The organism is Pseudomonas sp. MT92 (assembly GCF_058792515.1).
The window spans coordinates 13,378-39,689 of record NZ_JBXAFA010000016.1; the positions used below are offsets into that span (position 1 = coordinate 13,378).

At 56.7% G+C, this 26,312-nt stretch carries 30 protein-coding genes; 7 read left to right on the top strand and 23 right to left on the bottom strand.

What is annotated here, in order from left to right:
• Window positions 1-9: 9 nt before the first annotated feature.
• The 3 genes from AC1Q6D_RS26200 to AC1Q6D_RS26210 form a co-directional block, all read right to left on the bottom strand.
• Window positions 10-1,518 (bottom strand): DUF5710 domain-containing protein, encoded by a 1,509-nt coding sequence (locus AC1Q6D_RS26200; RefSeq protein ID WP_102594987.1) that lies wholly within the window; start codon window positions 1,516-1,518, stop codon window positions 10-12.
• A gap of 183 nt (window positions 1,519-1,701) precedes the next feature.
• On the bottom strand, window positions 1,702-2,730 hold the full coding sequence (locus tag AC1Q6D_RS26205) for a hypothetical protein (RefSeq protein ID WP_146012961.1): 1,029 nt from the start codon (window positions 2,728-2,730) through the stop codon (window positions 1,702-1,704).
• Between the two features lie 18 nt (window positions 2,731-2,748).
• Complete coding sequence (locus AC1Q6D_RS26210) at window positions 2,749-4,965, bottom strand: ATP-dependent helicase (protein WP_102594985.1); 2,217 nt, start codon at window positions 4,963-4,965, stop codon at window positions 2,749-2,751.
• A 77-nt stretch (window positions 4,966-5,042) separates the two neighbouring features.
• Between AC1Q6D_RS26210 and AC1Q6D_RS26215 the strand changes: the two genes are divergently transcribed.
• On the top strand, window positions 5,043-5,555 hold the full coding sequence (locus tag AC1Q6D_RS26215; RefSeq protein ID WP_102594984.1) for a hypothetical protein: 513 nt from the start codon (window positions 5,043-5,045) through the stop codon (window positions 5,553-5,555).
• A gap of 81 nt (window positions 5,556-5,636) precedes the next feature.
• Window positions 5,637-6,134, top strand: a complete 498-nt coding sequence (locus AC1Q6D_RS26220; protein ID WP_102594983.1) for a hypothetical protein — start codon at window positions 5,637-5,639, stop codon at window positions 6,132-6,134.
• A gap of 204 nt (window positions 6,135-6,338) precedes the next feature.
• On the opposite strand, the gene AC1Q6D_RS26225 is transcribed toward AC1Q6D_RS26220, so the two are convergent.
• Both AC1Q6D_RS26225 and AC1Q6D_RS26230 read right to left on the bottom strand, forming a co-directional pair.
• Window positions 6,339-7,520 carry an EAL domain-containing protein gene (locus AC1Q6D_RS26225; protein ID WP_102594982.1) on the bottom strand — a complete coding sequence of 394 codons (1,182 nt, stop codon included), beginning with the start codon at window positions 7,518-7,520 and terminating at the stop codon, window positions 6,339-6,341.
• Between the two features lie 12 nt (window positions 7,521-7,532).
• The gene (locus AC1Q6D_RS26230; protein WP_158243834.1) at window positions 7,533-8,348 is read right to left on the bottom strand and encodes a ParB/RepB/Spo0J family partition protein; all 816 of its coding nucleotides are present in this window, start codon (window positions 8,346-8,348) and stop codon (window positions 7,533-7,535) included.
• Between the two features lie 114 nt (window positions 8,349-8,462).
• Here AC1Q6D_RS26230 and AC1Q6D_RS26235 point away from each other — a divergent pair, with 114 nt between their 5' ends.
• The 3 genes from AC1Q6D_RS26235 (at window position 8,463) to AC1Q6D_RS26245 (ending at window position 10,237) form a co-directional block, all read left to right on the top strand.
• Entirely contained in the window at window positions 8,463-8,771 is a 309-nt protein-coding gene (locus AC1Q6D_RS26235) for a hypothetical protein (RefSeq protein ID WP_102594980.1), read from the top strand.
• The gene (locus AC1Q6D_RS26240; RefSeq protein WP_102594979.1) at window positions 8,772-9,350 is read left to right on the top strand and encodes a hypothetical protein; all 579 of its coding nucleotides are present in this window, start codon (window positions 8,772-8,774) and stop codon (window positions 9,348-9,350) included.
• 185 nt (window positions 9,351-9,535) lie between these two features.
• Window positions 9,536-10,237 (top strand): hypothetical protein, encoded by a 702-nt coding sequence (locus tag AC1Q6D_RS26245; protein WP_102594978.1) that lies wholly within the window; start codon window positions 9,536-9,538, stop codon window positions 10,235-10,237.
• Window positions 10,238-10,242: 5 nt separating this feature from the next.
• On the opposite strand, the gene AC1Q6D_RS26250 is transcribed toward AC1Q6D_RS26245, so the two are convergent.
• From AC1Q6D_RS26250 to AC1Q6D_RS26275, 6 genes are all read right to left on the bottom strand, one after another.
• Window positions 10,243-10,515 (bottom strand): hypothetical protein, encoded by a 273-nt coding sequence (locus AC1Q6D_RS26250; RefSeq protein ID WP_102594977.1) that lies wholly within the window; start codon window positions 10,513-10,515, stop codon window positions 10,243-10,245.
• Window positions 10,516-10,848: 333 nt separating this feature from the next.
• Window positions 10,849-11,634: a hypothetical protein gene (locus AC1Q6D_RS26255; RefSeq protein WP_102594975.1), complete on the bottom strand. Its 786-nt coding sequence runs from the start codon at window positions 11,632-11,634 to the stop codon at window positions 10,849-10,851.
• A gap of 351 nt (window positions 11,635-11,985) precedes the next feature.
• Entirely contained in the window at window positions 11,986-12,210 is a 225-nt protein-coding gene (locus AC1Q6D_RS26260) for a hypothetical protein (protein ID WP_102594974.1), read from the bottom strand.
• Window positions 12,197-12,481 (bottom strand): hypothetical protein, encoded by a 285-nt coding sequence (locus AC1Q6D_RS26265; protein WP_102594973.1) that lies wholly within the window; start codon window positions 12,479-12,481, stop codon window positions 12,197-12,199. The genes AC1Q6D_RS26260 and AC1Q6D_RS26265 overlap by 14 nt, the downstream gene beginning before the upstream one ends.
• Before the next feature lie 149 nt (window positions 12,482-12,630).
• Window positions 12,631-13,593, bottom strand: a complete 963-nt coding sequence (locus tag AC1Q6D_RS26270) for a hypothetical protein (RefSeq protein WP_102594972.1) — start codon at window positions 13,591-13,593, stop codon at window positions 12,631-12,633.
• Window positions 13,594-13,611: 18 nt separating this feature from the next.
• Window positions 13,612-14,592, bottom strand: a complete 981-nt coding sequence (locus AC1Q6D_RS26275; protein WP_102594971.1) for a hypothetical protein — start codon at window positions 14,590-14,592, stop codon at window positions 13,612-13,614.
• A 196-nt stretch (window positions 14,593-14,788) separates the two neighbouring features.
• Here AC1Q6D_RS26275 and AC1Q6D_RS26280 point away from each other — a divergent pair, with 196 nt between their 5' ends.
• Window positions 14,789-15,157, top strand: coding sequence for a hypothetical protein (locus tag AC1Q6D_RS26280; protein WP_102594970.1), 369 nt, complete (start codon window positions 14,789-14,791; stop codon window positions 15,155-15,157).
• Window positions 15,150-15,632: a lytic transglycosylase domain-containing protein gene (locus tag AC1Q6D_RS26285; RefSeq protein WP_102594969.1), complete on the top strand. Its 483-nt coding sequence runs from the start codon at window positions 15,150-15,152 to the stop codon at window positions 15,630-15,632. Before AC1Q6D_RS26280 ends, AC1Q6D_RS26285 begins: the two co-directional genes overlap by 8 nt.
• Window position 15,633: 1 nt before the next feature.
• On the opposite strand, the gene AC1Q6D_RS26290 is transcribed toward AC1Q6D_RS26285, so the two are convergent.
• The 12 genes from AC1Q6D_RS26290 to AC1Q6D_RS26345 form a co-directional block, all read right to left on the bottom strand.
• Window positions 15,634-16,212 (bottom strand): hypothetical protein, encoded by a 579-nt coding sequence (locus AC1Q6D_RS26290; RefSeq protein ID WP_146012962.1) that lies wholly within the window; start codon window positions 16,210-16,212, stop codon window positions 15,634-15,636.
• Window positions 16,213-16,232: 20 nt separating this feature from the next.
• On the bottom strand, window positions 16,233-16,481 hold the full coding sequence (locus tag AC1Q6D_RS26295; protein WP_102594967.1) for a hypothetical protein: 249 nt from the start codon (window positions 16,479-16,481) through the stop codon (window positions 16,233-16,235).
• A 137-nt stretch (window positions 16,482-16,618) separates the two neighbouring features.
• Window positions 16,619-16,861, bottom strand: a complete 243-nt coding sequence (locus AC1Q6D_RS26300) for a hypothetical protein (protein WP_102594966.1) — start codon at window positions 16,859-16,861, stop codon at window positions 16,619-16,621.
• An 82-nt stretch (window positions 16,862-16,943) separates the two neighbouring features.
• Complete coding sequence (locus tag AC1Q6D_RS26305) at window positions 16,944-17,663, bottom strand: hypothetical protein (protein ID WP_102594965.1); 720 nt, start codon at window positions 17,661-17,663, stop codon at window positions 16,944-16,946.
• 480 nt (window positions 17,664-18,143) lie between these two features.
• On the bottom strand, window positions 18,144-18,509 hold the full coding sequence (locus AC1Q6D_RS26310; protein WP_102594963.1) for a hypothetical protein: 366 nt from the start codon (window positions 18,507-18,509) through the stop codon (window positions 18,144-18,146).
• Window positions 18,496-18,723, bottom strand: a complete 228-nt coding sequence (locus tag AC1Q6D_RS26315) for a hypothetical protein (RefSeq protein WP_146012963.1) — start codon at window positions 18,721-18,723, stop codon at window positions 18,496-18,498. Before AC1Q6D_RS26315 ends, AC1Q6D_RS26310 begins: the two co-directional genes overlap by 14 nt.
• Before the next feature lie 85 nt (window positions 18,724-18,808).
• Window positions 18,809-19,198, bottom strand: a complete 390-nt coding sequence (locus AC1Q6D_RS26320) for a hypothetical protein (protein WP_102594961.1) — start codon at window positions 19,196-19,198, stop codon at window positions 18,809-18,811.
• A 306-nt stretch (window positions 19,199-19,504) separates the two neighbouring features.
• Complete coding sequence (locus AC1Q6D_RS26325; RefSeq protein ID WP_102594959.1) at window positions 19,505-20,251, bottom strand: hypothetical protein; 747 nt, start codon at window positions 20,249-20,251, stop codon at window positions 19,505-19,507.
• A 45-nt stretch (window positions 20,252-20,296) separates the two neighbouring features.
• Window positions 20,297-20,542 (bottom strand): hypothetical protein, encoded by a 246-nt coding sequence (locus AC1Q6D_RS26330; RefSeq protein ID WP_102594958.1) that lies wholly within the window; start codon window positions 20,540-20,542, stop codon window positions 20,297-20,299.
• A complete protein-coding gene (locus tag AC1Q6D_RS26335) occupies window positions 20,539-21,051 on the bottom strand; it encodes a hypothetical protein (protein ID WP_177426695.1) in 513 nt (170 codons plus the stop codon). The genes AC1Q6D_RS26330 and AC1Q6D_RS26335 overlap by 4 nt, the downstream gene beginning before the upstream one ends.
• A gap of 264 nt (window positions 21,052-21,315) precedes the next feature.
• Window positions 21,316-22,425, bottom strand: coding sequence for a PcfJ domain-containing protein (locus tag AC1Q6D_RS26340; protein WP_102594957.1), 1,110 nt, complete (start codon window positions 22,423-22,425; stop codon window positions 21,316-21,318).
• A complete protein-coding gene (locus AC1Q6D_RS26345) occupies window positions 22,422-26,270 on the bottom strand; it encodes a strawberry notch C-terminal domain-containing protein (protein ID WP_158243833.1) in 3,849 nt (1,282 codons plus the stop codon). The genes AC1Q6D_RS26340 and AC1Q6D_RS26345 overlap by 4 nt, the downstream gene beginning before the upstream one ends.
• Window positions 26,271-26,312 lie beyond the last annotated feature (42 nt).

The following is a 26,312-nucleotide window of genomic DNA, read 5'->3' on the forward strand; positions in this document are numbered from 1 at the left end:
AGTGATCGTTTACGAGCCAACAGTGTCCGGCGGGATCACCACCCACTTCCAGTCATTGCGAGTTTCGCCATGGGTTTTCAGCTGAACAAGCATCGACCTTTTCGGACGAATCCACTTGAGTGCGTCCTCTGTCAATCGCATCTTGGTCGCCGAGCTTCGCCAGTACATTTCGTCGATACCCAGCACAACCTTGGTGGCCACGGAGGCGATAAAATCGTCGGGGAAGTGAGTGGGGGACTGACTGGCGCAAATCATCGCAATGCCAAACTTCCTCGCCTCTTTGGCGATGGTGTTCATGATGTTGTCCGGATCGTCATCGGCATAGATGTGCGCCTCGTCGAGCATCAGCACATCCAGGATGTTCTTCTGCTCGCCGCGCTGGACAGCCAGGAGAAACAGTTCCTCCAACCGGAACAACACGAACAGCTTCCTCTCTTCCATCGAGAGCGGCTTGATGTTGTAACGCCAGACCCTGGCATGTGGATCGAATGGCGGAGGTGTGGCTTTGAAGATACCAATGCCGTCGAGATTTTCCAGGCGATCGACGACAGACTTCAGCACCTCGGTGCTGTCGTACTTCATGATGCTTTCGAGCTCGCGCCCCGTGACGATCGAGTTGGCATATTCAGCGAACGTTTCTACCGCTTTGGCTTTGGCTTTCTCCAGATCGGCCTGAAGCTTCTCATCTTCGAAAGCCTTCTCACCCCGGCGCAACGCCTCCAGCAGCTTGCGCTGGTACGCCGCGGCCGCCTTGTTGGCAAGCTCAAGATTGGTAATAGCCTTCATCCCCGTGCCGAGGAACAGCTGCTGCAGGACGTTACGAGCCATGCGCAACACATCGCTGATCGACGGATGTGATCTTGCCGTCATTTTGGGAGACCAGCGTGTGATCGCGCCCTGGTATTCGCCTGATGGAATAAACCAGCTTTTCAGGTTGCCGTCCCAGCGAGCACCCAATGCCTTGGCATCGTCTTTTTCGTCGATCGGAACATCGATGTAAAAACGGTTATCTCCGCCTTCCGACATCAGCTGGCCAACGGTCTCGTCAATCAACCAGGTGGACGGCTCGTTCTGGTTGAAACCGTGTTTGGCGTATACGTCCTGCAAAATATTGCGCAGCGCCGCTTCTTGCTTAGGTCCCAAAGCACGCATCACACGGTTGATGGTCGAGACGAAACCCTGGACACGCTTTCGCACGCCACCGTAATGCGGGTCCGGATTTATGCGAAGGGGATTCATCCCCCACTGGGTCTGCTCACTAAAGAGCACCATGGAAGCATCCGGGATATCAATGTCCCCGTGCACATCGAAAACGTGGAAGCGCGGCAGTGGTTCATTGGCCGCGGCGGCAGAGTCGGTCATCTGCCGGATCATCTTGCGCAGTTGGAAGGTTTTACCGACTCCACTCATCCCGACCAGCAGCGCGTGCCCGTTAATGGCCTGGCTTGTGTCGAGGCAAACCTCTACCTGTTTTTGCGCTTTCAATTGCGCGGCATCGAGACCCCAGGAAACTCTCATCGGTCACCCCTTGGTTAAAAAAATGCCCGCCGAAGGGCAGGCTCAAGGGTGTAATTCGTGGTTGCTGGGCAGGCACAGGTAACGGAAGGGGAACGCTATATGCCTTACAACAAATACAAAATACACGATGAAGACTTTATACTATTGAAATCACCAAAGCAAACAACACCAAGAAGCTTGAGTCTAAAAACCGAAGTGATATTCGGCCGATGCAGGCTCTTGGACGACCGGCGCCGGTAGTGGATCAAGATCGTCAGCAAAGCCAGGAATTTCTTCGTAAACGGCTTCAGGGATGAGTTCGGGACCACCAAAACCCTGCACCTCATCAATCTCATTTGCCACAACGCCTGAGTCATCAAAACCGGGCATGTCGTCAAGGTGCCCCGTTACGACTTCATGCGCATCCGTGCCCGAAGGGAATACGGCCGGCGCTACAAAGTCACTATCGCAGTTCGCCTCTTCAAAAACGTCGCGAAGATCGTCTGACGGGCTACGCAGATCACGCACCGCTCTGCTCTCGGCAACGAGAGCCGCCTGAATCAACTCGTCGGCTTTGGCGTTGAGTTTGGACACGATCTCGGCAACCGAACCACTCAAGTCATCCAGCACCTTGCGGCGCAGATCGGTGCGCAATTCGTGGTCGTTGCCGTCGGTGGCCATCGCAACCCCGACAACCAGTGTTTGCTCGCCGGCCTCGGTCAGAATTGGTCCAGACTCATTGGCCTTGAACTGCACGTAGACGTAGCCTGCAGGAGGACTGCTCTCGACCGCCGAAAAATTTCGCACAATCAGTCCCATGCCGTCGTCTGCCCACCCTGAACGCTGGAGTTCAGATTCGATCGCGTCAAATCGACCGCGGCCTGGCGTCTTTTCGACGTGGGGAGCCGCATCCGCCGGCACCAGCGACTCAACCACCTCAAGGACCTGATCATCGAGCGACACACCGTCGCTAGGAGCGTTCGCGCTCAACCAGGCCTCAAGCTTCGCCTGCTCTGCAGAAAGCGTGGCGTCTTCCGACTCCAGGCGAGCGATCTCCGTTTGAAGCACAGTCAGCTGCTGCACCGCCGACGCGAGACTGCTGGCCAAACTGTGCCGGCGGCCCGTGACCCCAGACAGTTGCTCTTGAGCAGTTTCAATCTTGGCGTGCCGTCGGAACAGTTCAGTAAGCACCGTAGCTCCGGTTCGCGCCTGGGTTTCTTCTGGGGTACTCAATGGGGGATCCTCAAGCTATCAAAACTGAAATTCGTATTCGGGTGCGGGTTCAGGTTCTGCCGCTATTTCCACCAGTTCGGCAACGGTCAGATCCGCGGTCAGCGGCGGCAGGGACTGGGTTGAGGCGCCTATGGCTCCAACCTTCACGACATAATCACCCAGGGAGTCCACCATCGGATGATTGCCCTCCCCGTAGAACCAGGTTCTCGCCGCACGTATCGCTGCAGGATCCATCTCCGTCAGGAAACGGCTGGTGATGCCGGCCGCCTCCTCAGGCGTGCGGGATTCTTTTGGGTTGACCGGAATTTTCCAACGATTTGCCAGCGCGAGATCATTCGGCGCAACCAGAATCAGTTTTTCTTTTACCCGGGTGTACGCGACATAGGCTAAACGCCGCTCGGACTCCATATCGACGGGACGGTCCGGCATGAAGTGGGGGAATTGCCCTTCAATCATACCCGGGACGATCACCAGCGGAAATTCCAGGCCCTTTGACTTGTGTACGGAGGTGATCAGGAGCGGGTCGCGCATAACCTCCGGCTGATCCTGTTGGTCCATTCGCTCGGAGAAAGCATCCAGCATGCCTCCCGCGGTTTCGTAGCGGGACACCTCTCGGGACATCAGGTTGATAACGTTCAGGCGATCGGCCTGCTTCAACGGATTTGCAATGCGCCGCTGAACGTCCGATCGCCAGTCCAACTGCTTCCAGATGATGCTGGCCAGTTCAGACATGTCGGGGCCAGCCGCGGTCAAACGCTCAAGCACATCGGCGCGACGACGCAGTCCGTTCAATTGCCCTGGCTTGATGCCGTCGTTCTCAGTCAACGACCGAATCATTTTCGGAATATCGCCGAGCTCCAGTTTTGCCAGGCTACCTGACAATTTTTTGATAAGTGGACGCGTCAGAAAGATACCCGGCGAGCTCAGGACAGAAGCAAGCATCTCCTGCCGCCCTTCGAACCCACAATCACGGAACAACTCTGCATCGCTCATTACGGCGTACGCATTGATCGCCTTGACCTCAGGCATCCCCATGATGCCGCGCCCTTCGAGCAGATAGGGTACGCCCTCACGGATCAGATGCATTTCCAGCGGTGCTGCCAGCTCATAGGTGCGAACCAGCACGGCTGCCTCTCGCATTTTGCGGCCGGAATCCTTCCACTCCTTGAGGTCCTGCATGATTGCGTGGGGCCAGTAGCGATCGCCAGTCTTAGTCGACGCCATCCGCATCTGCACGGAGGTCCTTGGGGTGCCGGTGTTGGAGATGCAGAGCTTTTGCGGGCGGTCCTCGTTGTTACGAATCAGGCTATTGGCCGCCACCGCTACTTCATGACCATAGCGGAAGGTCTCACTTAGCTGGTAGCGGGTGACATTTTCCTTGCCCAATCGCTCTTCGAGCCCGCTCATCATGTAGGACAGGTTCGCACCACGCCAGCCGTAGATGCACTGGTCCTCGTCACCCACGACCATCAGGTTTCCGCGCGTGCCCAACAGGGCAATAATCACTTCCTGCTGAGCATCGTCGACGTCCTGGTATTCGTCGACGATGATGTGCTCAAATTCGTTGCCAGCCCATTTTGCGGCAGCTGGTGAGTCACGGAACAAGCAAGCCAGGTCAAAAATCAGGTCGTCGAAGGTCCTGAGCCCCTCCTCCTGACGAATGCGCTCATGTTCCAGAATGGCCATGGCCACTTCTTCATCATCTTCGGCATAGGCGAGCAAATCTTCGTGATTATCGATCTGTTCCAGCCGTACCAGACCCGCCTTCACCATCGTCAAGCCTTGGCGCAGCAGTCCGACTTTCAACTCATCGACGTCGTAAACGCCACTGTTGCCAGATGGACCTGCCAGGGCGCGGCGGGCAAGCGTGGCTGCCTCAGGCTCGCCGAGCAATTGACGAACAGGCAGCAGCCCCTCCTCCTCCGCGACCTGCAGCACTTCTTTGCAAAAGGAATGGATTGTGCGGAACTTCAATTTGCTGGCATTCGGCAACGGCAGTGAGGCGAGCCGGGCGTTGACCTCTTTGATCGCGTCCACGTTGAAGGCAAGCCCTAATACCTCATCGGGCTTCACCTTGTTCGACAGCAGGTAACCGCAATATCCGATTACCATTTTCGTTTTCCCTGAACCAGGCGCAGCCGAAACTAAGCCATGTCGACTGGCATGCGTGGCGGCCTTGACCTGCTCGTCAGAAAAACCATCCAGCCAGGGGTAATCTTGGCGTAGGTCGCTCACGATGCTCTCTCCTTGTTGATGTATTCTTTTGTGTATGTCATATTAAATTATAGCACGAATTGATTTATGAGCATACCATGCTTGTGAAACTGCTGGCTTTTGGCCGCCGCAAGCTCCTGCGCGACTTCGTATTTCGACCCGCATACACCCCAACAAGGACCGTACTCATGACACCTAACACCAGGTTTTACCCAATTGATGCGCCCTGCGCTTACCCTGAAGCCGTCGGCACTGATGATCAGATCGAGGTCAGTGATGGGGCCCTGTACATTCATCTGAACGGCCGTCGGGCAAAACTGATCGGCGTTCAATCCCTGGACTTCCTGATTGAGCAACTCGTGGCCATCGGCGCCGAAATCAAACCGACACCACGCCCGGATCAGCCCCGTAGTGGTGCGGTTACACCGGCAACGGAAGAGCCAAATTACCGCCGGCTGTACGCGGAGTACGCCCTTGCCATGGCATACATCAATGAGTCCCTGGGCATCACTGGTGAAGACCTACACATGTCGAATGGGATTGCGCCGGCACTGCGGGAGATTTTCAGACTTAAAGCCGCGGCTGGTTTGGAAGGTGGCGCCCGTCACTGAGCACCATGCGGCAACCTTAAGTCGACTAGTTGCAAAGAGAAAAGACGCCAATTTCACGTCCGCGAAAACAAGGAACCGTATATGAAGAACACGATAAACAGAGAGGGTTCGCAGCTCCTGGAACCGTATATGAACAACCCAAACAGAGAGTGTTCGCAGCTCCTGAGCGTGACGCAGGTATTCCAACTGCTGCAAGAGCTGCCACGAGCAGTGGGCGAGGAGTTGCACGAAATGCTGAATGCGGTTCTGAAGGCACAGGCGCCTGGCCCATTCAGTGAAGCTTTGGGCGAACTGGAGGTGTATCTGTCAGCGCTGGAGGCTGCCAGTGTTGTGTCGTTCGACAAGCAAATCCAGCTGAAAGCCTATGTGATGGTGGGCTGGGAGACCTGGCGGTCAAGCTTCCAAACCGTAGCCCACCCTCATGGATGCCCTTATTGCGGTGCTAATGTGCCGACGGGGGATGATCTGACCCTTGACCAGTGGGGCTACTTCCACTGTCGGGAGGACGAGTGCGGCGCTCGGCTTAAATTGGATGAGAACGGTCAAGCGATCGGCTACATCAACAAAACCTATAGTTGATCCCGAACAGATCCTGTTGGCACCAAAGAAAGAACCGGCTGACACAGCCACCAGGTAAAAGAAAAGGCCACGGATCTTGATCAGACTCCGTGGCCTTTTCTTTTACCTGGCGAAACAGCAAAACTATTTGCATGAGTAGAGCACTCAGACAGCGTCAGCGCTGGATCTAGCGAAGTACTCTCCGATACAAATGGTTTGCCAGAATCACGCGAACTTAAAGGCCTCGGGCCTATGGATGTAATAGCCTTGGAATGCATCGACACCGCAGGACGCGAGATAGTCCAGATGCTTTTTCGTTTCAATGCACTCCGCGATAACCACCATGCCACGATTTTTGGCTAGCTTGATCACCGCCTCCAGCACATCCCGCGGGGCATCTTCACCACAGATGCTCCGGCTCAACTTCACCGCTTTCCATGGCAGATCAATCATGCCGAGGGAAGCGGCGCCTTCACCAAAATCGTCCAGGTACACAGCCACGCCGGCAGAGGCCAGCATGTCGACTGTCTGCTTTACCAGGGCAAGGTTTTGAATCTCTGCCGTTTCAGTGATCTCAATTGCAATGTTGCTCCGACCTCTCAATATGGAGATCGCCTCAAGCATTGCTCCCGAATCACACGCTGTAAGGCTTGAGAAGTTGACGGTGTGAACCGGAGCATCTTCTGGAATGGCTTTCAACGCCATGCGGAGCAGCATCAGGTCGTATTCCTGAACCAGTCCCAGCTGCTCGATCATCACCATCGCGGTTCCGACGGACTCACCGCCGATACGGGACAGGATTTCGAAATGGTGCTTCCCATCCAGGTACTGGATGCGTTGACGATAGAGTTCAACGATGGTTTCAAGATCACCACCGAGGATAAACCGATCGATCAAGTCGGTGGATTCCCAGTCGTCCTTTACAGAGTCCACGGCAATCAACCCGCGGCCCGAAGACTTCGCCTTCCGACAGGCACCTTCGGCACGGGCAACGGCATGTGAAAGATCAGGACATGAGGCCAGGCCAACAGCAGCATCGATTCGAATAGGCTTACTGATCGCCTCCATCACCCGCGCGCGTACCGTTTTACGCAGTTGGTTGATCTGCTGCTCCACCAGGTAAGGATCACGTCGTTCAGAAACCCCCACCCAAGCGTCGCCGGCGACATGAAACCAATGATGTCGACCGTCCTCACAAAGGGCAGCACCAATGACACCAAGGATTTTGTCGCCGCTCTCGTGCCCGAGTAACTTGTTGAGGAGGCTGAAATTAGCTATGTCCAAATGGACAACGCTCCACCCCTTATTGGTAACTGGCGCCTTCGCGACAAAGTCGAGCAAACCGAAACGCCCTCCACCGCCGGGCATTGAATATGAGGACGACCCCAACGCCACCAAACTGTTCATCTCGACGCCTCTTCAATCATGACCCTTCAGCAGTTTTTTGGTTATTGAGCTCAGGTCGTCCATCGTGGTGTACCTGATCCTCAAATAACCGCCCTTCCCCTTGGTTGCCTTTTCCAGCGTCGTTTCATGTCCCAGCCGTTGCGACATAACGTCGAGCCATCGCCGCTCATCAGGGTCGTCACGAGCCGGCGTAGCGGTTGGCTTGGCAGGTTTCTTTTCTGCGCGAGCCAGCAATTCAATCTGCCTGTACCCCAGACGCTGTTCAGCTGCCACACGCGCAATGCGCACTGCAGCCGCTGCGTTGAGCCCGTACAGGCAGCGGACCTTCGATTCGCTGAGCTGGCCGTCTTCGAGCAGCTCTTGAACTGCGAGAGGCAACGAGAAAAGGCGCAGGTGGTTGGTAATCACCACTCGGCTGGCCCCCAGCATCTGGCCCAGCGCATCATGGGTCAGCTCGAACTCATCGATCGCCATTTGATACCCACGGGCCCGCTCCAAACTGTTGAGATCCTCACGCTGATCGTTTTCAACAAGCCCGGCTTGCAATGCCTGAAGGTCCGTGAAGTTACGCACCAGGCACGGCAGCAGCTCTAATTTGACCAGCGATCCCGCACGCCACCGGCGCTCACCGGCGACAATTTCATAAAGCTCAACGTCCCCGGCCTTGGGTCGAACGACGATGGGTTCGATGATCCCAAGATCGTTTTCCAAAAAGCTCTGTGCCAGCTCCAGTAACGCCTTCTGGTTGAAATGCGATCGCGGCTGGAAGCGGCCAGGCACCAGCTGATCGGGTCTGAGCATCTTCAGCCCGGGTGTGCGCCAGGACATGCCGTGAGGTAGGCCTTCTACTAGACTTGAAGACATCCTTGAACCTCAATTAGGAACTGCGGTAATTTTACCATTATAATCTCGGTAACAAAACATTTGCTGAATGGAGAGACAATGAACAGATCCTGTTTTTTCGTGCTGGCCTTGCTTTTCGCGAAGCCGGCTATTGCTGCTGACTGGAACGTTTCCGGTCTTTTCGATTCATTCAGTTCAAGCGTCGGCGGCAGCACGCCGTCCAACATCCTGGCGCCCGTCAAAACGACCTACACCTCGCCCAGTTTCAATCCAAACGCACAAATGAACAGGGTCTACAAGACACAGCCCACCGCCAGCGGCGGTATGCCTGTGTGCCCGAACCGAAACGCCGCATCGCAACAGAGCGCCTCGGGCTACCAATTACAACCGGTGACGAAGGGGTATTAAATGCTGCCACTACTCCCTCTGATCGCCGGCCAGGGCATTCGACTCCTCGGCCCACAGGTTTTGCGCCACCTTGCCGCCAAGGAGGTGTTCGGCCTGGCTGAAAGCGCGCTGGCCAGTCGAGCGATGCCCATGCTCGGACAAGCCCTAGCTCGCGGGGAAAACTTCATTCCCGGCACCGGCACCCTTTCAAAAGGCACAGGCATGGGGACAAGCCCTTTGGAGCTGGGCAAATTGCTGGGAAAGGCCGACATCATCAACGATCTTGCCGGCAGAGCCCTCGTTGAGTTTGGCCCAAAACTGGTGGGAATGGCCGTACCTGGTCTTGCACCTGCAATGCAGGCCATTGAGTTCGCAAAAAAAGCGGCGGACACGTTCACGACCACCCAAAATTCAGGTGCTTTCCTCTCAACGCTCAGCAAGCTGGACCTTTCATCGATCCTTCGGGCATCTGCGGGCTCTAACTCCACCCTGCTGCCCAGCCTGGTCGACACAATTAGCAGCCTCACACAGACGGCCGCGACGCATGCCAACAACGATCGGGATGCAGGCGCAGCAACACAACCGGCACCCGGGCGATGACGGCAGCTTACTCTCCGCATTGGAGCCCGTCGTACATCGTCATCCCTCACCCACCTGCGAGAGGCGAGCAACCTCGCGCGCTCATGGTGGGGAGGTATTTCTCTGATGAGGCGTGGCGGCCGTGCCGGCTGAGCCCTGACCCACACATTTTGCGAACCTGGAAGCCCATCACTGAGCCCGCCTGGGTGGCCAACAACGCCTTGCAAATGCTCGGCCGTAAATCGCGTGAACTCGCACAACGAGAATTTGTGACAAGTCTGTCCAGACCGACAAACAGCCTCGCGCTTGCCCAGAAAACACTCGCCCGATCCGGACCGGAAGCGCTGTGGACGGTTGCACTGACATTTCTCGCCGAAGGTGCTCCAGAAAGCGGCTACGCATTGGTCGACTTCGCGATCGAGCACGCCGGCAAAGACGCGCCGGAATTGGGTTGCCTCACAAATTACCTGGCGCTGTATGGGAATCTCGAAACGCTGAACACAGCCGACCAGAACACGGGCCCGCTGATTCAAAGAATCAAAGCTCTTCCACTCGAAAGAGCTTTGCTTGCTCAGTTGCTCGTTGCGGTGCAAATCAAGATGGGTGACTCAATCGCCACCCGCGAGGCGCTGCTCGCCAGCGGGCTCGGACTGTACCAATGGAAATGGCCATCTGCCGGTCAACCAGACATCGATATGCTGCTGCCCGACACCGCGGCGGCCGTCACCTGGCTCTCCCATAGTTTCGTACCAGTAGGGATGGAACAGGCCACCCTACGCTCTAAGTTGATGCGGCTGCGTGAATTACTTCGCAGCCAAGAAATAACACTGCAGTCCACCCAAACAAATCAGCTGGAAGATCCGATCAAGTTGATCAAGCTGGTGGATCAGATTGCCCTTGCTGGATAATCCTTTTAACTACGCATATCTTTCTTGATCATTCCAACAAGGCTTGCAGCGGCGGTCGCCTGACCGGCCTCGGAGTCGATAGCATTCAGCACGGCTATTGCGTTCTCGCACAGCCCGCTATCTGCGAGGCTGGCCAACATTGTCAAACCATTAAGCATCCAGAAAGAAGCCGAGATTGCCGAGACACGTTCCTCGCCCTCGGGCATCAACAACGCATTGCGTAAGTTACAAAGTTCGTGACGGGCCTGCTCGATGATGGTGGTTTCTAATCGGGTCATTCTGAGTGTCCTTAATCTCACGCACGCGAAAAGCCGCGTCCTGGCACCGCCAAAGGCCCAATCAAGGGCCAGGGTGCGCAGCGATCATTTTCGCTTTTCATGCTGAGTTTCCCTCAACTCGCGGCACTTGCCGCAAAGCTGGCTAATTTGATCAGTTCTTCGACTGGGCCCTGTTCTTAGCGCGCTTGGACAACCCAAGGGCAACCGCGAAAGCGATGCCAATCACACCCAAAACGGCCGCAACGGTCTGATACCCAAGCAAGCCAGCGGTAGCACTTGCCGCGAGGGCCAAACCGGCTACCAATCCTAAACTTCCGTCTTCGTGGTTGGCAGTCATTGGTCAATTTCCTCTGCGTCGGCAGGTGGCACCGGCAGCGCACGAATCAACGCCAAGTCGCGGATGATGACCTCGACCGACACCAGCTGGGAACCATTAGCGCGGCTCTCGCGGCTGACAAACTGGCTGATCCAAGCATTGCCCAAGCGCTGGGCGAACAGTGCGCGCATAGCGTCGCGGCTCTCGGGGCAATCCTTCACGCCCTTGTCGCCGTCATCGTCCAGCAGCACGAAGCCACGAGCCTGAAGGCTGGCCAGCCACAGCGCCTTCCGTTCCTTGTGCGTGGCCCCTTCGGGCGCTACCAGGTGCGGCTTGCAGCCAATGAACTGACAGGAAAAGCTGACTTTGACGTTGTACTCGCCAAAGGCAATCTCACTGATATGGCCGAAGCCCTCCAGATCCCACCAACCATTAAGCTGCTCGCACAGAGTGCGCAGCACCGGCTGGATAGCCTCAATGGGCTGCGCCTGGCCCAGCAGGCGCTCCAGCTCGTGCACGCGCAGGTTAGCGCGACGGATATCGCCATGGCGCTGCTCGATGCGCTCTGCCGACTCGGTGGCCACACCCATCAGCTTGCCCAAAGCGGCCAGGTCGCTCTCGGCCAGATTCAGCACACTACTGGCCATCTCCCGTGACAGGCCTTCGTTATCGAAAAAAAACGGGATCATTTGCAGGTGCTGCTGGATCTTCTTCGCGGTCGCACGGATATCGGCCTGCTGGTCCTTGGTGAGCGGCAGCGGTTCCTTGTCGGCGGCGGATGTAGTGGGGAACGTTAGATGCACGGGTCAATATCCTTTTCGCGAGGCTCGAAAACCAGCTATCTGGTACTGCCTCGGCCCAACGAATGGTTAGGCCGAGGCATTCATACTCAATGAGCACCATAATAGGCACATGTGCCTATTGAATCAAGTAGCAGACAGGTGCGCCGGGGTGCTCTCGATTAGTCGGTTGACTCGTACCCTGTTTAGCGCTTGAATTTACATCGGTTCCGCAATATCACCACCCCGTGCAATGGGAAAGGCGGAGGGCTACTCGTAGTCACGGATGCACGCCGACAAAGGCCCGCCTTGCGCGGGCCTTTCTATTTACACGGTAACGAAATCTCTTAAGCACCGGCACCCAACAGCCGTCCCCTATGCACCGTCGTCCGGATCCAGCCCCAGGGCCTCGCACTGCCAGCGCAGGTACTCACTACTGATCATGTCCATCGCGGCGTGGCCGGGCACCTGCAGGAGCGCCAGGCGGTCAATCAGTTGATTCAGCCAATCAAGCAGCGCCGCCCGTCCGTGCAGGCAACGCCCGTGCTCGCGCTCTAATTGGTCCGCGTAGACGCGCAGAAATTCGTCAGGATTTCTCATGGGCGAGGTGCGGTAGGTGCGTTTCGCCGCGCTGAGCGCATACCGCTGCGCTCACATGACCCGCCAACTCGTGTGCCGCTTCGGCATACACAGCGAGAATCTTCGCCGCCAGATCGGGCGGGTTAGTTTCTTCACTAATGCCTGCCACCAGGTGCTGCGCCTGACGGTAAGCGTTCAGCGCCTCCACCGCTTCCGGCAGGTGCAGGTTGATAATTTGCGGGCCGTTCAGCTCTACCGGAGCGGGATTGGGGGTTTCGTCGCGCGTATTCATGGGCGGGGCTCCTTGGAGCGGGACGCCTGCAACGATGTGCGGCATCCTCGACGCTGGGCCCATTTAGTGTAGTACGTGGTGACGATGGGACTAAGACTTGCGGGGAAAAACCCTCCAGGCGGACCGGGAGGGCACAATCAAGGCCGTACTTAGAGGGCCGGACCCTCTGGGATGTATTCCGGCGCCAGTGGCACAATTTCGATCTGCAGATCTTGCAAGAGTACCGGCTCCTCGCCTTTGGCTTGCTCGACCACTGCGTCAATCAAGTTCTGCTTGGCCATGTAGGAAAACACCGGAGAGTCATTGAGACTGCGGAGGGATTCCTGTCGCAGCTTGGAGATTTCCCAAACGCGCTGCAGCATGTAGTCGCGCTCCTCCACGCCTGTGGCTTTAGCCAGCGGCACCGGTAGACCGGAAGCGGTTCTACCGACCAGCAGGTAGTGCTCTTGTTCATCGTTGTGCGCGACCCGCTGCAACCCGAACTTGACGATGCTTGGGTGCTGACTCAAACGCAGCATCGGATCAGGATCCAGATTTACATTGACGGCGTCTGCCGCCAGGTTATGGACCAACGAAGATTTCCCCGTGCGGAGCGCTTCAATCACCGTAAATCCGCGATCGGACGCGCGCACGGCGTAATAATCGGGGCGCAACGGCCCATGGTTGCCGGCGATCTCGCGAGCCAGCATCACCACATCCCCAGGCTTCATCACGCTCAGTGCGGCCTGATGCCCCACAAAATTCGCCCAGCACCGCTGACGCCAAGCCGAGGCACCGCCGTCCAGCGCCGGCGACAGTTGCTCGATCAGCGTTTGCGGTGCAAAGGCCAAGCGTGGATTGTCGCGCTCGCTCTGGATGCCAAATTGAATGGCTCTGGGCGCCGGCTGATGGAAATCGACAGCGTAAGGCAACACGAACGCTTCGACCTGCCCCCCTGCCGTCTTCACTGCCGCGTACCCAGCCTTAGGCGTAAGTTGAAAGTCTACGACTTCACCTTTATGCGCAAGCGCAGCCGAGAGCGCATCCTGCAGTCGCTCACCGGGCTCCATGAACACTTGTTTGACCATTGCGAACTGGTCGGTATTGGCCCCGGATCTGATGTTGGCATTCATTCTCTTTGCCCCTGGGTCTTACATCTTGAAATCTAAGGAAGCACTTGGGATCTCGACCGACGGCTCCACTGGGTTTACATCTTCATGGCCGGCCATAACTTCGATCAGCAGTCGCTGGGCAGCCTCATCGTCCATGTCCAGGTCATCATCCTGGTCTAGGTCATGGTATTGCCCAGCCAGGTAGGCTTCTGCGTTTTCGGCCAGCCATTCGTTACCGATCTCCTGCAGCACCTGGTTCACCACCTGGCCATTGAACTGGTGCAGATAACCCAAAGTACGCTCGGTCAACAAGGATACCTGCATGTCATCGACACCTGGGTGCAATTCCCGGATCACTTGATGGATCGGCGCCAAACCAACGTTGAACTCACATGCCCCGTGCCCGATCATCATCAGCCCTTGGGACAGCGGCAAACCCGCGCCGCGGGTGACGTCCTGGATCGCATTGACCGCGACCAGCATTTGATCAACACCCACCACGTCCTCACGTACGGCGATTTGCGTCAGTGGCTGCAGCTCACCTTCAACCTCAGCCGACCTCATCACCGCGACGCGGAGCAATTGTTGATGAATGCCGCTCTCCTGACCTTCGGGCAGGAAAAAACGCGAAGCCAGGTGAAAGGCAATGCCCCCCCGCAACTCGCGGGCGCTATCCGGACCGTACTGGTCGACCAGTTGCGGAAAGAGATCAGCCAAGGCTGCATCGTCCATCAGCGACCCACGGACGTGCCCAGCGCGAATCAGGTTCGCCTGCGAGAGAAAGGTCGAGTCCAGTCCAGCCGCGCGATCATTGCGCTGAGCAATATTGATCACCGCTACCGCGCCCGCGATCGCCCGAAGCAGCGCCTCAGGTTCACCATTGGCGCCTTGCTCGTCCAACAGGCCGTGAAGCTCACCGGGAAACATATCGTGCTCCAGAAGCTGGGCAACGGCCTCGGCGTTGAAAGCCGTTCTGACCTGCTCCAGTGCATCTGCAAAGTCTTGTCGTGTCACACGCATTTTCGTGCCTCCCGGTTTTCTTTTGAATACTCAATGGAATACATACGCCATTTATGATCAAAAGTATCCGTTCTGAAGCTTCATCCGTCAAATACATCCAAATCTTTGCTCGTAACTTTCGACTGCGCTATATTGGCGCAATCACTCTATTAAATCGGTTGTACAGATGCCTATCCCTGAACTGAGTCCAGAGGACATGCCCACCGAGATCAAGCTGAATGCTCTCGGGTTGACATTCACAGGCATCCCACCTGTCGAGTTGGACATGTGGGGAACCTATCCGCTGCTGCCTGCTGGCACTTTACTGATTGGTACGGGTACTGGTGGCTGGGCGTGGGGCGAACGGTTTTTTGTTCACGAATTCTTGGAAGGCGGCTATATCACCGTCGATCTACGGCGAGCGATCGTTGTCGAGATGCCTGCCTGGGAAGTTGCGGCCAGCTTCTACCGTTTGTTCTCCGCCGACGCATACCCCTACCGCTCACTGGAGGAGGCGGTCGCTGCAGCTCGCAAAAGCATTCCGCTGTTTTCACTACCAGCAGCCACACCTAACACCGATGCTTGATCTACCTCCCTCAATCGCCTACGGCGAGATACCACGCCAATGTGTGGTGGAGACCATTCAGCGTTATCAACTTCCGCCCAATCTTCTCGTCGGTGTCCTGGGGCAGGAAAATGGCAGGCTTGGTACTGCCAGCAAGAACAGCAACGGATCCACTGATTACGGCCCAGCCCAGGTGAATAGCTCCTGGCTAACAGCCCTGCGACCTTACGGTGTTTCCGCCAAAGATCTCCAGTGGAATGCCTGCATGAATTTGTGGGTCAGCGCCTGGATCATGCGAAGGTGTCTGAACAAATTCAACAACAATGCCTGGATGGCCATCGGCTGTTATCACACGGGCGAGAACCCGAAAACAGACACTCACGTTCGTCGCATGTATGACTACGCAAGCAAGATCCAACAAAAAGGTTTGCGGTACGGCCCCAGTTTCCAGCAGTGGCTGACAAATCCCAACGCCTCGAACATCGCGACCAAATAAGCTAGTCAGCCCACCAGCTGGTCCAGATGTGCCGCGGTATCACAAACCGCTTTAGCATCACGTCGAGGGCCATTACCTCAGCCTCTTCCTCGAATTTGATGGGCCGACAATCCTGGGGGTTGTCGATTGCAGCAATAATGTTCAGATCCAGCCAGCCTCCCCCACTCATTTCGAGTCCTTCCGCATAGGACACCGCAAGCGCCTGCTCGGCCGATCGAGCGACAACAACGTGATCGTCACCGATCCTCCAGGCCTGCATGGGCAGGTTTTTCTCGCGGGCCTCGATCGCTAACAGACTTTCAACGCTTTCAAGGTCAGCCAGTGCTCTGGCGTCATTGGGCGCGCTCGCTGTTACCTGTTGCAGCTCCGCGAGCCGATCGTTCCAGAAGTTGATGTTGTGATAGTTCGCCGGGTCAATCTCGGCGCGCTTGTGGACCATCCAGGCATCGGCAACCACTCCACTGCCTGTGAGACACAACCAGAAGCGACGCCCATCCTCGTCCAGGCCATTCCACCAGGCCATGCCAGCTGCTTCATCAGTACTCGGCAAACGGTCCGCAGAATCAGATTGATCGTTCATGCTCAGTTACTCGGAGGTTGCTAATCCAGGGTGAACGAACCCGACAGAGGGTTCTCCTCATTGTCCAGGCGCATCGCCTCGATCAGCGCTTGAAGCGCGGCGACTGTCCGGGGACTTCGCGCGCAGTGGGTAACGAACTCGACCGAAGGGGCATAATCGTCCTTTCGATCCATCGGTGGGATCACCTTCACATGGACATCGCCGTCGACATCTCTGTATAGGGAAAGCCGCCCATCTGGACTCATGTCTTCGCTGCGCTCGACAAGCATGATAGCTCCTCAATTGTGCTGCATTGGGGAGCGACCTGGTCTGACGTTTGATTTCCTTTTGAGCAACGATCTCTCGCGGGCAATCGGTACTCCAGGTCACTCTCCAATACAGCCCAGGACGGGTTGCGACTTGTCCGTTAACTGGTTGGGTCACTCATGTTGCATTCAGTGACGTGGTAGATCAGCTGGCCGGTCGGTTGTGCCTGGTCGCCAAGAACTTCTGCAATGCGCCACTCACGGCAGTCAGGATCACCGCATTCGTACATGCAATAGTCCGGTTCTGCACCGTCCACTGTCGGGATCAGTTTCACCGGATACGGGGGCTCTCCCTCATCGTCCTGCACCTGAACAACGTCACCGAACGCTCTGCGCTTGCTCATGCTCTTTTCCTTCCTATTCCTGGTTCTTGTTGCCCAGGATGGCAGCAGCCAGTAAGCCCATGGGCGCGCAAGCCGATTTTCCCTACCGGGCCAGCGTACCTAATTCAACCGCCTGGCACCGGCCAGCTTCTAACAGCAGATCAGCGGCAGTATCTTGCGACACTCCAACAGCCAGTGTCCGCGTAGCCTTACCGCCATCGGTCTCTTCTTCGACGCGAAAAGAGCCATCGTCAAGCTTTAAGGCTTGCCCACAACGAAATTGGCCGACCATGAGAATCAAATCGCCTTCGTCCGGCATGACCCGCACACGGGAAATGGTTCGGTCAAGGCGAATGGGTAGCGGTACACGTAAGATGGAGGCAATGTCCGCATAGGGGCCGAGTGGTTGGTAGCTCCCGTAGGGCGTAAATCGGCTTTCGTCGAAACCTGCCGGTCCTGCGACCTCACAGTAAATCAGTGCCCGGAAACCCTCTGTCTCATCTAAATCGGGGCATGATCCGTCGGTGCGGAAAACCGAAAGATCAAAGGAACTGGCGTGGCGCTCAGACACCATTGACAACAGCTTTTCATGGGCCTCTTTAGGCCAGTTTTCAATGAGCAAGGATTCTCCAGGCAGCAACTCGGCGCCGATCATCCCTTCAATGCCTTCGACCAGATCAGTAACGAATGCTTTCGACTCCAACAATGGCCGCCATTCAGCTTCCGTTAACGTTCTTTCCCACATCGGCGCTTTGGGGCACATTGCGTCGCCGCTGATGCCGCTGATGCCGCTGATGCCGCTATCGCTTGGTTCGTTAGCCATGATCGTTTTCCTTTGCTAAGCGTCGTTGAAGGCTTCGGCAGCCGCTTCATTTCCCCTCCAGAGGGATCTCCAGCTCGACCTCTATCACTGATCCTCGGAACTCATCACAGAGGCATCTGCCGCCCCCCCTTGCAAGACTTCACCTCGTCCTCGGCCCCGGTTTTTTAGGCCAGGGCTTGGGGTGCAGCTGAGCGACTTTTCCAGAATCTACTTTTCTTCCCACCGCCCCAATGGCCATGCCTTATCGGCATGTGCCATGGCGGCCTCTTTGGTCTTGAAGCGTCGGCGCATCACCTGGCTTGGGTGGCCAGGATCCTGTCTATCACCAGTGATGTAAGGGGGCCAGGCCAACCAGTAATTCGCCTCCGGCTCATCATCAGGCCCATGGGGCTGCGCAGCACCTGCCATATCACTGCGGGTCCAACTGCTGGGGCGGAATTCGCGCCACTGGTCTATCACGCTCATGGCATTGGTCCAGTGTTATGGCGAACACTCTGGACCGGTACTGAATTCCGGTTCAGCCCCGTAGTACCTGAAGTAGTCGTAAATCGCCGGTGAGTAGTTGACCCCAAAGAACCGAGCAACTGTCAAAAATCCCTCAGAATCGATGATGCCGAGATTGGGATGTTTTTCTGCAAGCACTTTAATGAATGGAAAAATCTGATCCGCAATCTGCCCCCAAGTCAAATCACTAGGTTTGTTTTTCGCGAACGCCAGAGCATTAACAAGAATATTGTTCAACTCTGTGACCACTTCTGGCATGTCGCTAAGCAATTGCCAATCGTCTGCTTGAGGTAACGCAACCGATTGAAGCAACTCCAACTCTTTCTCTTTAAGCGACTTCATAGCGGGTAACCTCAAACCCTGCTGCCACAGATGACACCTGATAATCAAATCCCAACTGCCGAGCCATAGCACGCAACCCAGTAATTTCGAGGTCGTCATGGTAGCTCCGACCATTTGCTTGGTAATTTTTGCCGATTTCGCGGATACGATTTTCGATCATAGCCAGCAAGGATTCGGTGAATTCAGATGGGACGGTGATTTGCTTGTCAGTCATGGTTTTGCCCTTGGAGTAGATCGCCGCAATCGCGTGATGAAAACTGTTGTGGTTGGCCGGTTGCAGCCAGTTCGTGCCGACTTTCCTACGCACTTGCGATTGTGGAAGCGTTGGGCTTTCCTCGCTTGCGCAGCTTCAATTCGACAATAATGGCTACCGGGACGCACAGCATGAACCCCCAAATCATATGGGACATCCATGGCTCGGGATCATTGCCCAATACCACGACCAATGCAGGTGAAAACCACGCTCCGATTAAGGCAAGTGCGTACATAGCCTTAATCTCCCAACTTTCTGCTGATTGGACCAGCGCCCAGAGAGCGAGGATGTTGCAACCAGCATAGAGCGAGGAGACGACCGGCGTGAACCATTCCGGCTGAAACAATTCGGCCACGCTATCGCGCCCCCCGATGACGCCACCTATTGCCATTCCCATCAAGGCGAATGCGAGAATGCCTTCGATACCTTTAATCATGATTTTTCTCGTCTTCCCATCCACTGCAGATAGTAGCGTGGCTCTTTCTAACGCTGACTGAACATTTCAGTCTGCTGGCTTTGTGGGTCTGCCCTTGGCACATTCAATGGATGCCCTAACTGGCGACGCACCTCAGCCAGCCACGCCTTGTATGGCGTATTGGCTCGCTCGCCGAAAGGGTATGCATCTACAAGCGCCTTACGCAAAACACGCATATCTTTCCGACCTACCCGACGGATAACTTCTCCAACGATGGGTGCCGCCGCATCTGCCCATGACATGGCCAACTCCTCCAACTCAATTCAGTCAGGCGGCTTCTGGCACCACTGCTTTGGCCATTATCGCCTTGGCTGCATGGTTGATCAGGTAAAGCTCGCTGATCAGTCCCCCACACACCTCAGTGATACTGTGCTCGTACCATTCTTCACCCAAGCACAGGACCTTGGCGTTCTCGCGCATAAACTCCTGCGCTTCCTCAGTGAAACCAACACCTTCGGCCGTGCTGAGCAAGTCGTCCCAGTGCATCCAGCGGTCGTCGCCGTTAGTCAGATCCCGGCGATTGACCAATACCAACTGACGGAACTCGTCCCAGTGCCCGCTTTCGATTAGGTCCACATCTTTGGCCCAATCCGGTAGCGTGTCCCAGATTGCTTCCGAGCAGTCTTCCCGAAGCTCGCTACAGATGCTCTTTACCAATACCTGGCGGAACAAGTTTTCGCTGAAAACCCGTTTTTTGTGGGATTCACTGAGCTTGGTGTGCAGGTAGTAGGTGACGTCATCCCCCGCCAGGAACTTCATACCGTAGCCCAAACCGACGCTGAAGGTCAGGTTGTCGATATCGCCGACGATGGCAATACCGTAGCGCGTCATCATGATGTCGAATGCGTAAGCGGTAGTCTTATCCGCCTTGCAACGCCAAACTTCGACGTCACTGGTCTGCACGAGGCAAGTGTACTGGTGATCCTTCAGCTTTTCGGCGGCGCGGGATTTACGCAAGGCTTCTTCCTGCCGACGTTTCTCGATGTAATCGTTGCGCGACTGTGTCGTATCCATGGATCTGGTTCCTGATATGTAAGCTGACGAGAAAACTTGTAGCGTTTAGCGTTTTTTATCCGAAGAACCGATCCCGGCGCGCAACTGTTCCACGAGCGAATCGCCTACGTCGGTAAATTCGAAGCGAGAGAACCCCAGCGAACGAACCAAGCCAACCCGGGCAAGCGACTTCATGCGGTCGGCCGGCACGTCATAACCCTGACCATCTTCGGTCGTCTCATAAAAACGCTGGAGATCCTTCGACTGCTGCTCGGTCAGGGATATCGAGACTTCGACTGTCGTATCACTCATGCTTGGCACCCCACGGCGACCGTGCCTGCCTGGCTAACCAATGACTTTTCAGCCTCAAGAGCACGAAAGTGATCGATCAGATCCTGGTCCCCACCAGCCCAAGTCAGTGCGTCGCTCATCAGTTTGAACGCTCGTTGATGAGTATCAGATTTGCTCACTCGCACCGACCGCTTTTCCACTTCCAGAGTCCAGGCCTTATCTGTTTCGTTCAACAATTTGGACGCAGAGATATTGCCGTTCTTTGATGCCAGAAGCATTCCCTGGAACGCAAGGGAAACCCCTAGCATTTTGTTAGCGGATTCCCGGGGCCCACGCAAAATCCGCGCACCAACATCTGCCGCAGCGCGGAACCAGGCGGGTGTTTCAGGAGACTCTGTGAAACAGCCCCCATCAACCACACCGTCGAAACCAACGGCAAGATATGCCTCATTGCTTAGGAGCGGACTGGAATGATCCGCGACACAAGAAAAGCCTTTCGGCATAGATAACTGAACAGGATGTGCGCGCATTTCATTTCCTCGACTTCTGGAGCGTGATAGCGCCCTGGGCACTGGAATAAAAATTCATTACCGCAAAGGAAGTATAGGCACATGTGCCTAACAGGGCAAGCGACGAACTCAGGACCCCAAGTACGCGCTAATGCAAAATTTAGGGAGACGGTTCGGTCTGTAACGATTAAAGCGTGGGTCGCCGGAGACTCCAGATCGATCCGTATGCACTAAGGGATGGCAATCCATCGAAATTTTTCGATGGATTGCTTTTACAGGATTGAATTAGAAGTATCGCGACGACGTGTGATCCAGTTCCATGGTCTGACCCACGACCTGCGCCAGAACCTCATAACTGGCTTTGCGGATCTCCCCACCGAGTTGGTGAGCCTCCCGCAACCGGTTTGACAGATCGGCGCTCTCTACGCCGGGATCCTGGTTAAACGGACCACGGCACTGGCAGATTCGCCAGTCGCCATCGTTGACCGCCAACTCCAATGTCGCGACTGGCCTCTCAACACCTTCTCTACGGAAGCTGTAGAAGGCTCCTGTACCGTTCAGGTGCTTGTTGAAGTAGCCGTTGCCGTGGCCAATACAGTGGGACATGAGCTCTGACTCACGGCGAAAATCGGACAGTTCGATCAGACGCACCACCACCAGGCCGCTCTGGCCGTCGACAAGGCGATCTTCACCACCAGGCGTCATCACCGGCCGGGCGGTGATTTCCGCCGGAAGAGCGGCGGCCGGTGCTGCGTCATCACCATCAAGAACGAGCTCCTCGGTCCATTGCCGCGCTTGAACTTTCAGATCGTCCCATGTCGTCGATGGAACGATGTCGACGTCACCGCCGGTTAGGAAATCGCGCACCAAGATCGCATCGCCGGCGACGTCCTGACACTCGGCCAAGGATTTGCCGGCAATCTCTCTGGAGAGTGCACGAATCATCAACTTCCAATCTTCGTCGTATGGCGCGCCGATGCCCTCCAACGAGATTTCGGCTTCGGCCAACACCACCAGCAACGATGCGCTGACTTCGACTGACGCGTCGCGGGCGGTCTCCGCTGGGGTAACCAGACGCGCAGGCCAGGATTGTTCGCCCCGGGCACGGTAAAAAGTGAACACTTCGGCGGTCTGCTCTACCGAAAGGCTGTTCAACGCCTTCCAGCCCTTTTTGGTCATTCCACGTTCTTTGAGATACCCATTGAGCCCACCACCGTCCTGGTACGTGAGCTTTTCACGTACGCTCCACACCATGGGCAGCAGCCCCCGAGAGGTACTCTCGGGGATTGCGTCGGCCCAGGCTATGAAGGCCTGGGCTTCCTCATAAAGCGGCTCCCATGGCTTGGGAAGCCGCGGCGAGCCGATCATCAGCTTGAAGATAGACTGGCCGTTCATGCCAACGCCCTCCCGTCCTGCAGCAACTCAGTCCGACGTGCCTGTTCCTGGGCGCCGGCCCGGGCCAAACTCCACTCACGAGCCCGACTGTCAGTCGCCGGCGTACGGAACGACGCACCGATATCGAGAAGGTGCTGCACAACAACACGCAGCTCCTCTGGGAATCGGCCCTCACGCAGCGGGAAGGTCATGGTCAAGTCATTGGCGGCACGAACCCATTCGCGGCCGGCGGTGAGTCCCTGTAGGGCCTCGTCTCCGAGAAGCCACCCGGAGCGACCCTTCGCACGCGGTACAACGATTTTCACCTCGGCGCCGTCGCGCACCCGACTGGCCTCAAGGAAATAGCTGCAGTGAAGATCATTGCGCGCCTGCTCGACATCCTTGGCTGGAATACCGGCAATTTGCACATCTTTCAGGTTCATGTAGGTGCTGACGCGCACCAGGGTCTGCAACCGGTGAACCAGGTAATCCTGAACCTCGTCCACCTGTGTCAGCGTCATCGGCATCCGCAAGAGCTGGATCTGGTCAAAGTTCGAAGGCATCACCACTCCGAACTCGCGAGTGCCGTTCGCCAGTGTGTAGGTGGCAGGCAGCCCTTTGTGAAGCTCACCGGCCATCATGATGGCTTTCAGCAAGTTTCCTGAAAGAACATGCCGGCGCATTTCGATCGAGCCGCGCGGAAGGTCTTCGTACTCTCGCAGCACTTCGGCACGCAGCTGCCCTTCCTGGTCAATCAGGTCGCGCGCTGGATCTCCAACCGTAAGAGCCAGCTGAGCCCAATCAACTTTGAACTCCTGAGGGTCGGCGTCGGCTCCCGCCAGGTACTGATCTCTCTGAACCTGGCGAGCCTCGTTCAGCAGCAGGCTCACCGGAACACGGGCTTGTCGCATGTGCTGGTCTTTACTGACCAGCATCAAACGCCATTCATAGGGGCTGTGCAGCTCTTGGGCCCATGTAGGAGGCTCGATACCGACCACATGGAAATCGATCGGGGTGTCCGACTCAAGACGCAGCGACAGATGCGCTCCGATCTTGATTCTCTCAGCGATGGAAAACAGCCCCATGTAGTCCCGGGCGGCCCGAGTACTGAACGATTCATGGCGTGCGTTGGCCAGATCTTCGAGCGTTTCACCGTCGTTGCGCTCCGCGAAGAGATCTCGAACGTTGTTCATCCGCGTTTGCATACGCTGGGTGATTTCCGGCATCACCTCGGCCAGAGGCTGTCTTGACCAGTTTCGCGACGCACCATGCGCCATGCTCAACGCCTCCCGGCCGTCATTGATCAATGTACGCACGGTGTCTGGGGTCAGCGCCGGGAGCTCCTCATGATAAGACAGCTCCTTCAGGACGACAGCCCCTTGGAAAACAGAGTCGCCGGTAGCCGGAAGCAGGATCACTTCATTCACCACCTGCGCCTTGATGTCCAGGTGCCGGCTGCGGAACGGATTGATGCCGCGGCGCTCCAGATCCTCCAACTTGCTTTCGTAGGCCCTGATCAGCCCGTCCATCATCGTGTCCTGCACGTCACAAGGCAGCAACAGGCCCATGGCCGTCACCCGGGACGCCAGACCGGTATCACCGCCATGCTCCTGCAGTTTGGCAGCCTCGGTTGCCAGGTTGATGCACATGACCTCCGCCACTTCCTGGTTGTCCTGGAGATAGGACATCGCTGCTTCGCAGCCGACCCAGTTGAACAGGTCCGGCATGCCACCGCCGACTTCTGCTTCGCGGGACCCGCGGGTCAGCGACATCATGTTACTCAAGCGTCGACGCATGATCGCCATCGAGCGCACGGCAACCGGGACTGCCGATCCGGGCAATGTATAGCGAGGAGGGACGACCATATTGGCGCGGAAAACACGGCCCAGAGACTGCTGGAAGACATAAATGTCGTCGTCCGCCTGGAGCACGATCATGTCCCGCTTGCGCTGGTCCGCGAATCGATAATCAGCATGCAAGTCGATACCCGTGGCACCGGCCTTGTTGATGATGATGCCCGTCGTCTGTCCACCGTTGAAATCATTCATCACACGCTGCCGATCGCGCTTGGACGAATCACGGCGACGTTGAATCTGATAAACCCCTGGGCGAATTTGTTCGGCCTTCCAGCGCCGGCCAGTCAGCTCGCCCATTTCATACCCCGCTGCCCGCAGCTTGTCGCTGATGTAATCGATCGGCGAGACAGGAATGGTGTTGGGGATTCGGTTCAGCGCCGCTTCGAACTCTGCCATGACGCCGCGAACGTTCATGTTCGCTTCCAGTTGACGCCCGGCCAGCAGCAGTTGCATTTGCTCCGGCAATCCTCTCCCCTGGAGATTCAAGATCGGATCCTGCAGGTTAAACGGATGGTTCGCGCCGCCGAATGCAATGTTGATCTCGGTGATTTTACGGGCCATACGCCGCAGGACGCTGGCAAAGTTCATCTCAACCTCAGCACCGTCAGGCTGAACATCGTTTTCAACCAGCACCTTGACCACTTCGGTCAGAAGAGACTCCATGGTGCTTTGCAGCACGAGCGTCGGCTTGTTGCCGCTTCGAGCGGACTCAATCGCCATCTCGGCGTAGAAGTCAGCATGAACGGCGAGCAGGGCTTGCTGACTGAAATGGTGAAGGGTGGAACTGAAATGCATGCTGCTCAGGCCAAGTTGTTCGCGACCGCGGCGGCGGCGCTCCTGGGCTTCACGTTGGCGGGTAAAATAGTCGTTGCGATTTACGTCCTGCGTGTAGCCCACCACCACGACCTGCAGTTCCAGCAGTGCCCGGAGCGCGGCGGAAAGAGCGTCCATGTTGGCTCGGATGCCAGCCACATACTGCTCCGGCACCTCCGGCGAGCTGTATTCAGCACGCGACATATCGTGCTCGCGTCGAATGTATTGCCCCTGCTGCGCGAGCATCATCGGCACGGCCTCCATCGCGGCGGCACCACCCTTGCGCAGGATTTCCTGAATCTGGTGAGAGTTGCCCAGCAAGGACAAGTCCGTACCGGCATAAAGGCTGAGGTTTTTCCCCTCTTTTGCCGATGTCGCGGAACTGAACAAGGTGTGGCGGGACGCTTCGGAGATGGCGCGCAAATTCATGCCACACAGGCTATCGACGCCTGCAGACAAATGAGACTCGTCGACAAGTACTAACGCGTCGGCCGCTACGGATCGAAGCCAGTCAACCCGCGGGGCATCGGCTTTGGTCATCAATTGAGAGTGGCAGGTAAACACCACCCTGATACCTGCCGGCAATTCACCCGTGGCATACACCTCGTTCAGCTCGTCACTGGTACGGCCGGAGAACATTTGCTCGCCCTGGTCGTTTTCGATACCGACGCCGGTGCTGGTAATCAGCATGCGGGTCCGGTCAACCAGTTCACTCATGCCCAGGACTGCCATTTCGCGAGCCATGGAATTGTAGAGCGTCTGATCCTTCGTAACGAAAATGGCGGGCATATCATTCAGATGCGCGAAACGGATGATGCTGGCCAGCACCCTGCCCTTGCCAATCCCCGTCAAGTCACCGAGCACCATGTTGCGATCGCGACCGAACGAATCCAACGCCAGAGCAACCGCATCCACCTGTTCGGCGTACAAACGGCCATCAAGGTCCGCCGGCGAATCAAATCCCAGCTGACGCGCGACAAAAGCATCAACATCGCCGTGCCGCTCTACCAAGCGGTCGAGTGCCGACGATACAGCTGTGGCCATGTTGGCAGGGACCATCGTCCCTTGAGAACGCAGATTGCTGCGAGCCACATATTGGAGACGACCAGCGGTCTCCTCCATGTTCAAATCCAAGCCACGACGGCGATCGGCGCGGCGCTCCTCGATCTCAGCACGCACCCGCTGCTCGTCGGCCACGGAAAGATCCGTACCTGCAAGGTTGACGTCTGCAGGAGCATC

Excerpts from the sequence above, each read along its gene's own strand:
- AC1Q6D_RS26200 (WP_102594987.1), bottom strand. The coding sequence starts at position 1,518 with ATGAGAGTTTCCTGGGGTCTCGATGCCGCGCAATTGAAAGCGCAAAAA.
- AC1Q6D_RS26215 (WP_102594984.1), top strand. The coding sequence starts at position 5,043 with ATGCTTGTGAAACTGCTGGCTTTTGGCCGCCGCAAGCTCCTGCGCGAC.
- AC1Q6D_RS26220 (WP_102594983.1), top strand. The coding sequence starts at position 5,637 with ATGAAGAACACGATAAACAGAGAGGGTTCGCAGCTCCTGGAACCGTAT.
- AC1Q6D_RS26225 (WP_102594982.1), bottom strand. The coding sequence starts at position 7,520 with ATGAACAGTTTGGTGGCGTTGGGGTCGTCCTCATATTCAATGCCCGGC.
- AC1Q6D_RS26230 (WP_158243834.1), bottom strand. The coding sequence starts at position 8,348 with ATGTCCTGGCGCACACCCGGGCTGAAGATGCTCAGACCCGATCAGCTG.
- AC1Q6D_RS26235 (WP_102594980.1), top strand. The coding sequence starts at position 8,463 with ATGAACAGATCCTGTTTTTTCGTGCTGGCCTTGCTTTTCGCGAAGCCG.
- AC1Q6D_RS26240 (WP_102594979.1), top strand. The coding sequence starts at position 8,772 with ATGCTGCCACTACTCCCTCTGATCGCCGGCCAGGGCATTCGACTCCTC.
- AC1Q6D_RS26250 (WP_102594977.1), bottom strand. The coding sequence starts at position 10,515 with ATGACCCGATTAGAAACCACCATCATCGAGCAGGCCCGTCACGAACTT.
- AC1Q6D_RS26260 (WP_102594974.1), bottom strand. The coding sequence starts at position 12,210 with ATGAGAAATCCTGACGAATTTCTGCGCGTCTACGCGGACCAATTAGAG.
- AC1Q6D_RS26265 (WP_102594973.1), bottom strand. The coding sequence starts at position 12,481 with ATGAATACGCGCGACGAAACCCCCAATCCCGCTCCGGTAGAGCTGAAC.
- AC1Q6D_RS26270 (WP_102594972.1), bottom strand. The coding sequence starts at position 13,593 with ATGAATGCCAACATCAGATCCGGGGCCAATACCGACCAGTTCGCAATG.
- AC1Q6D_RS26275 (WP_102594971.1), bottom strand. The coding sequence starts at position 14,592 with ATGCGTGTGACACGACAAGACTTTGCAGATGCACTGGAGCAGGTCAGA.
- AC1Q6D_RS26280 (WP_102594970.1), top strand. The coding sequence starts at position 14,789 with ATGCCCACCGAGATCAAGCTGAATGCTCTCGGGTTGACATTCACAGGC.
- AC1Q6D_RS26285 (WP_102594969.1), top strand. The coding sequence starts at position 15,150 with ATGCTTGATCTACCTCCCTCAATCGCCTACGGCGAGATACCACGCCAA.
- AC1Q6D_RS26290 (WP_146012962.1), bottom strand. The coding sequence starts at position 16,212 with ATGAACGATCAATCTGATTCTGCGGACCGTTTGCCGAGTACTGATGAA.
- AC1Q6D_RS26295 (WP_102594967.1), bottom strand. The coding sequence starts at position 16,481 with ATGCTTGTCGAGCGCAGCGAAGACATGAGTCCAGATGGGCGGCTTTCC.
- AC1Q6D_RS26300 (WP_102594966.1), bottom strand. The coding sequence starts at position 16,861 with ATGAGCAAGCGCAGAGCGTTCGGTGACGTTGTTCAGGTGCAGGACGAT.
- AC1Q6D_RS26305 (WP_102594965.1), bottom strand. The coding sequence starts at position 17,663 with ATGGCTAACGAACCAAGCGATAGCGGCATCAGCGGCATCAGCGGCATC.
- AC1Q6D_RS26310 (WP_102594963.1), bottom strand. The coding sequence starts at position 18,509 with ATGAAGTCGCTTAAAGAGAAAGAGTTGGAGTTGCTTCAATCGGTTGCG.
- AC1Q6D_RS26315 (WP_146012963.1), bottom strand. The coding sequence starts at position 18,723 with ATGACTGACAAGCAAATCACCGTCCCATCTGAATTCACCGAATCCTTG.
- AC1Q6D_RS26320 (WP_102594961.1), bottom strand. The coding sequence starts at position 19,198 with ATGATTAAAGGTATCGAAGGCATTCTCGCATTCGCCTTGATGGGAATG.
- AC1Q6D_RS26325 (WP_102594959.1), bottom strand. The coding sequence starts at position 20,251 with ATGGATACGACACAGTCGCGCAACGATTACATCGAGAAACGTCGGCAG.
- AC1Q6D_RS26330 (WP_102594958.1), bottom strand. The coding sequence starts at position 20,542 with ATGAGTGATACGACAGTCGAAGTCTCGATATCCCTGACCGAGCAGCAG.
- AC1Q6D_RS26335 (WP_177426695.1), bottom strand. The coding sequence starts at position 21,051 with ATGCGCGCACATCCTGTTCAGTTATCTATGCCGAAAGGCTTTTCTTGT.
- AC1Q6D_RS26340 (WP_102594957.1), bottom strand. The coding sequence starts at position 22,425 with ATGAACGGCCAGTCTATCTTCAAGCTGATGATCGGCTCGCCGCGGCTT.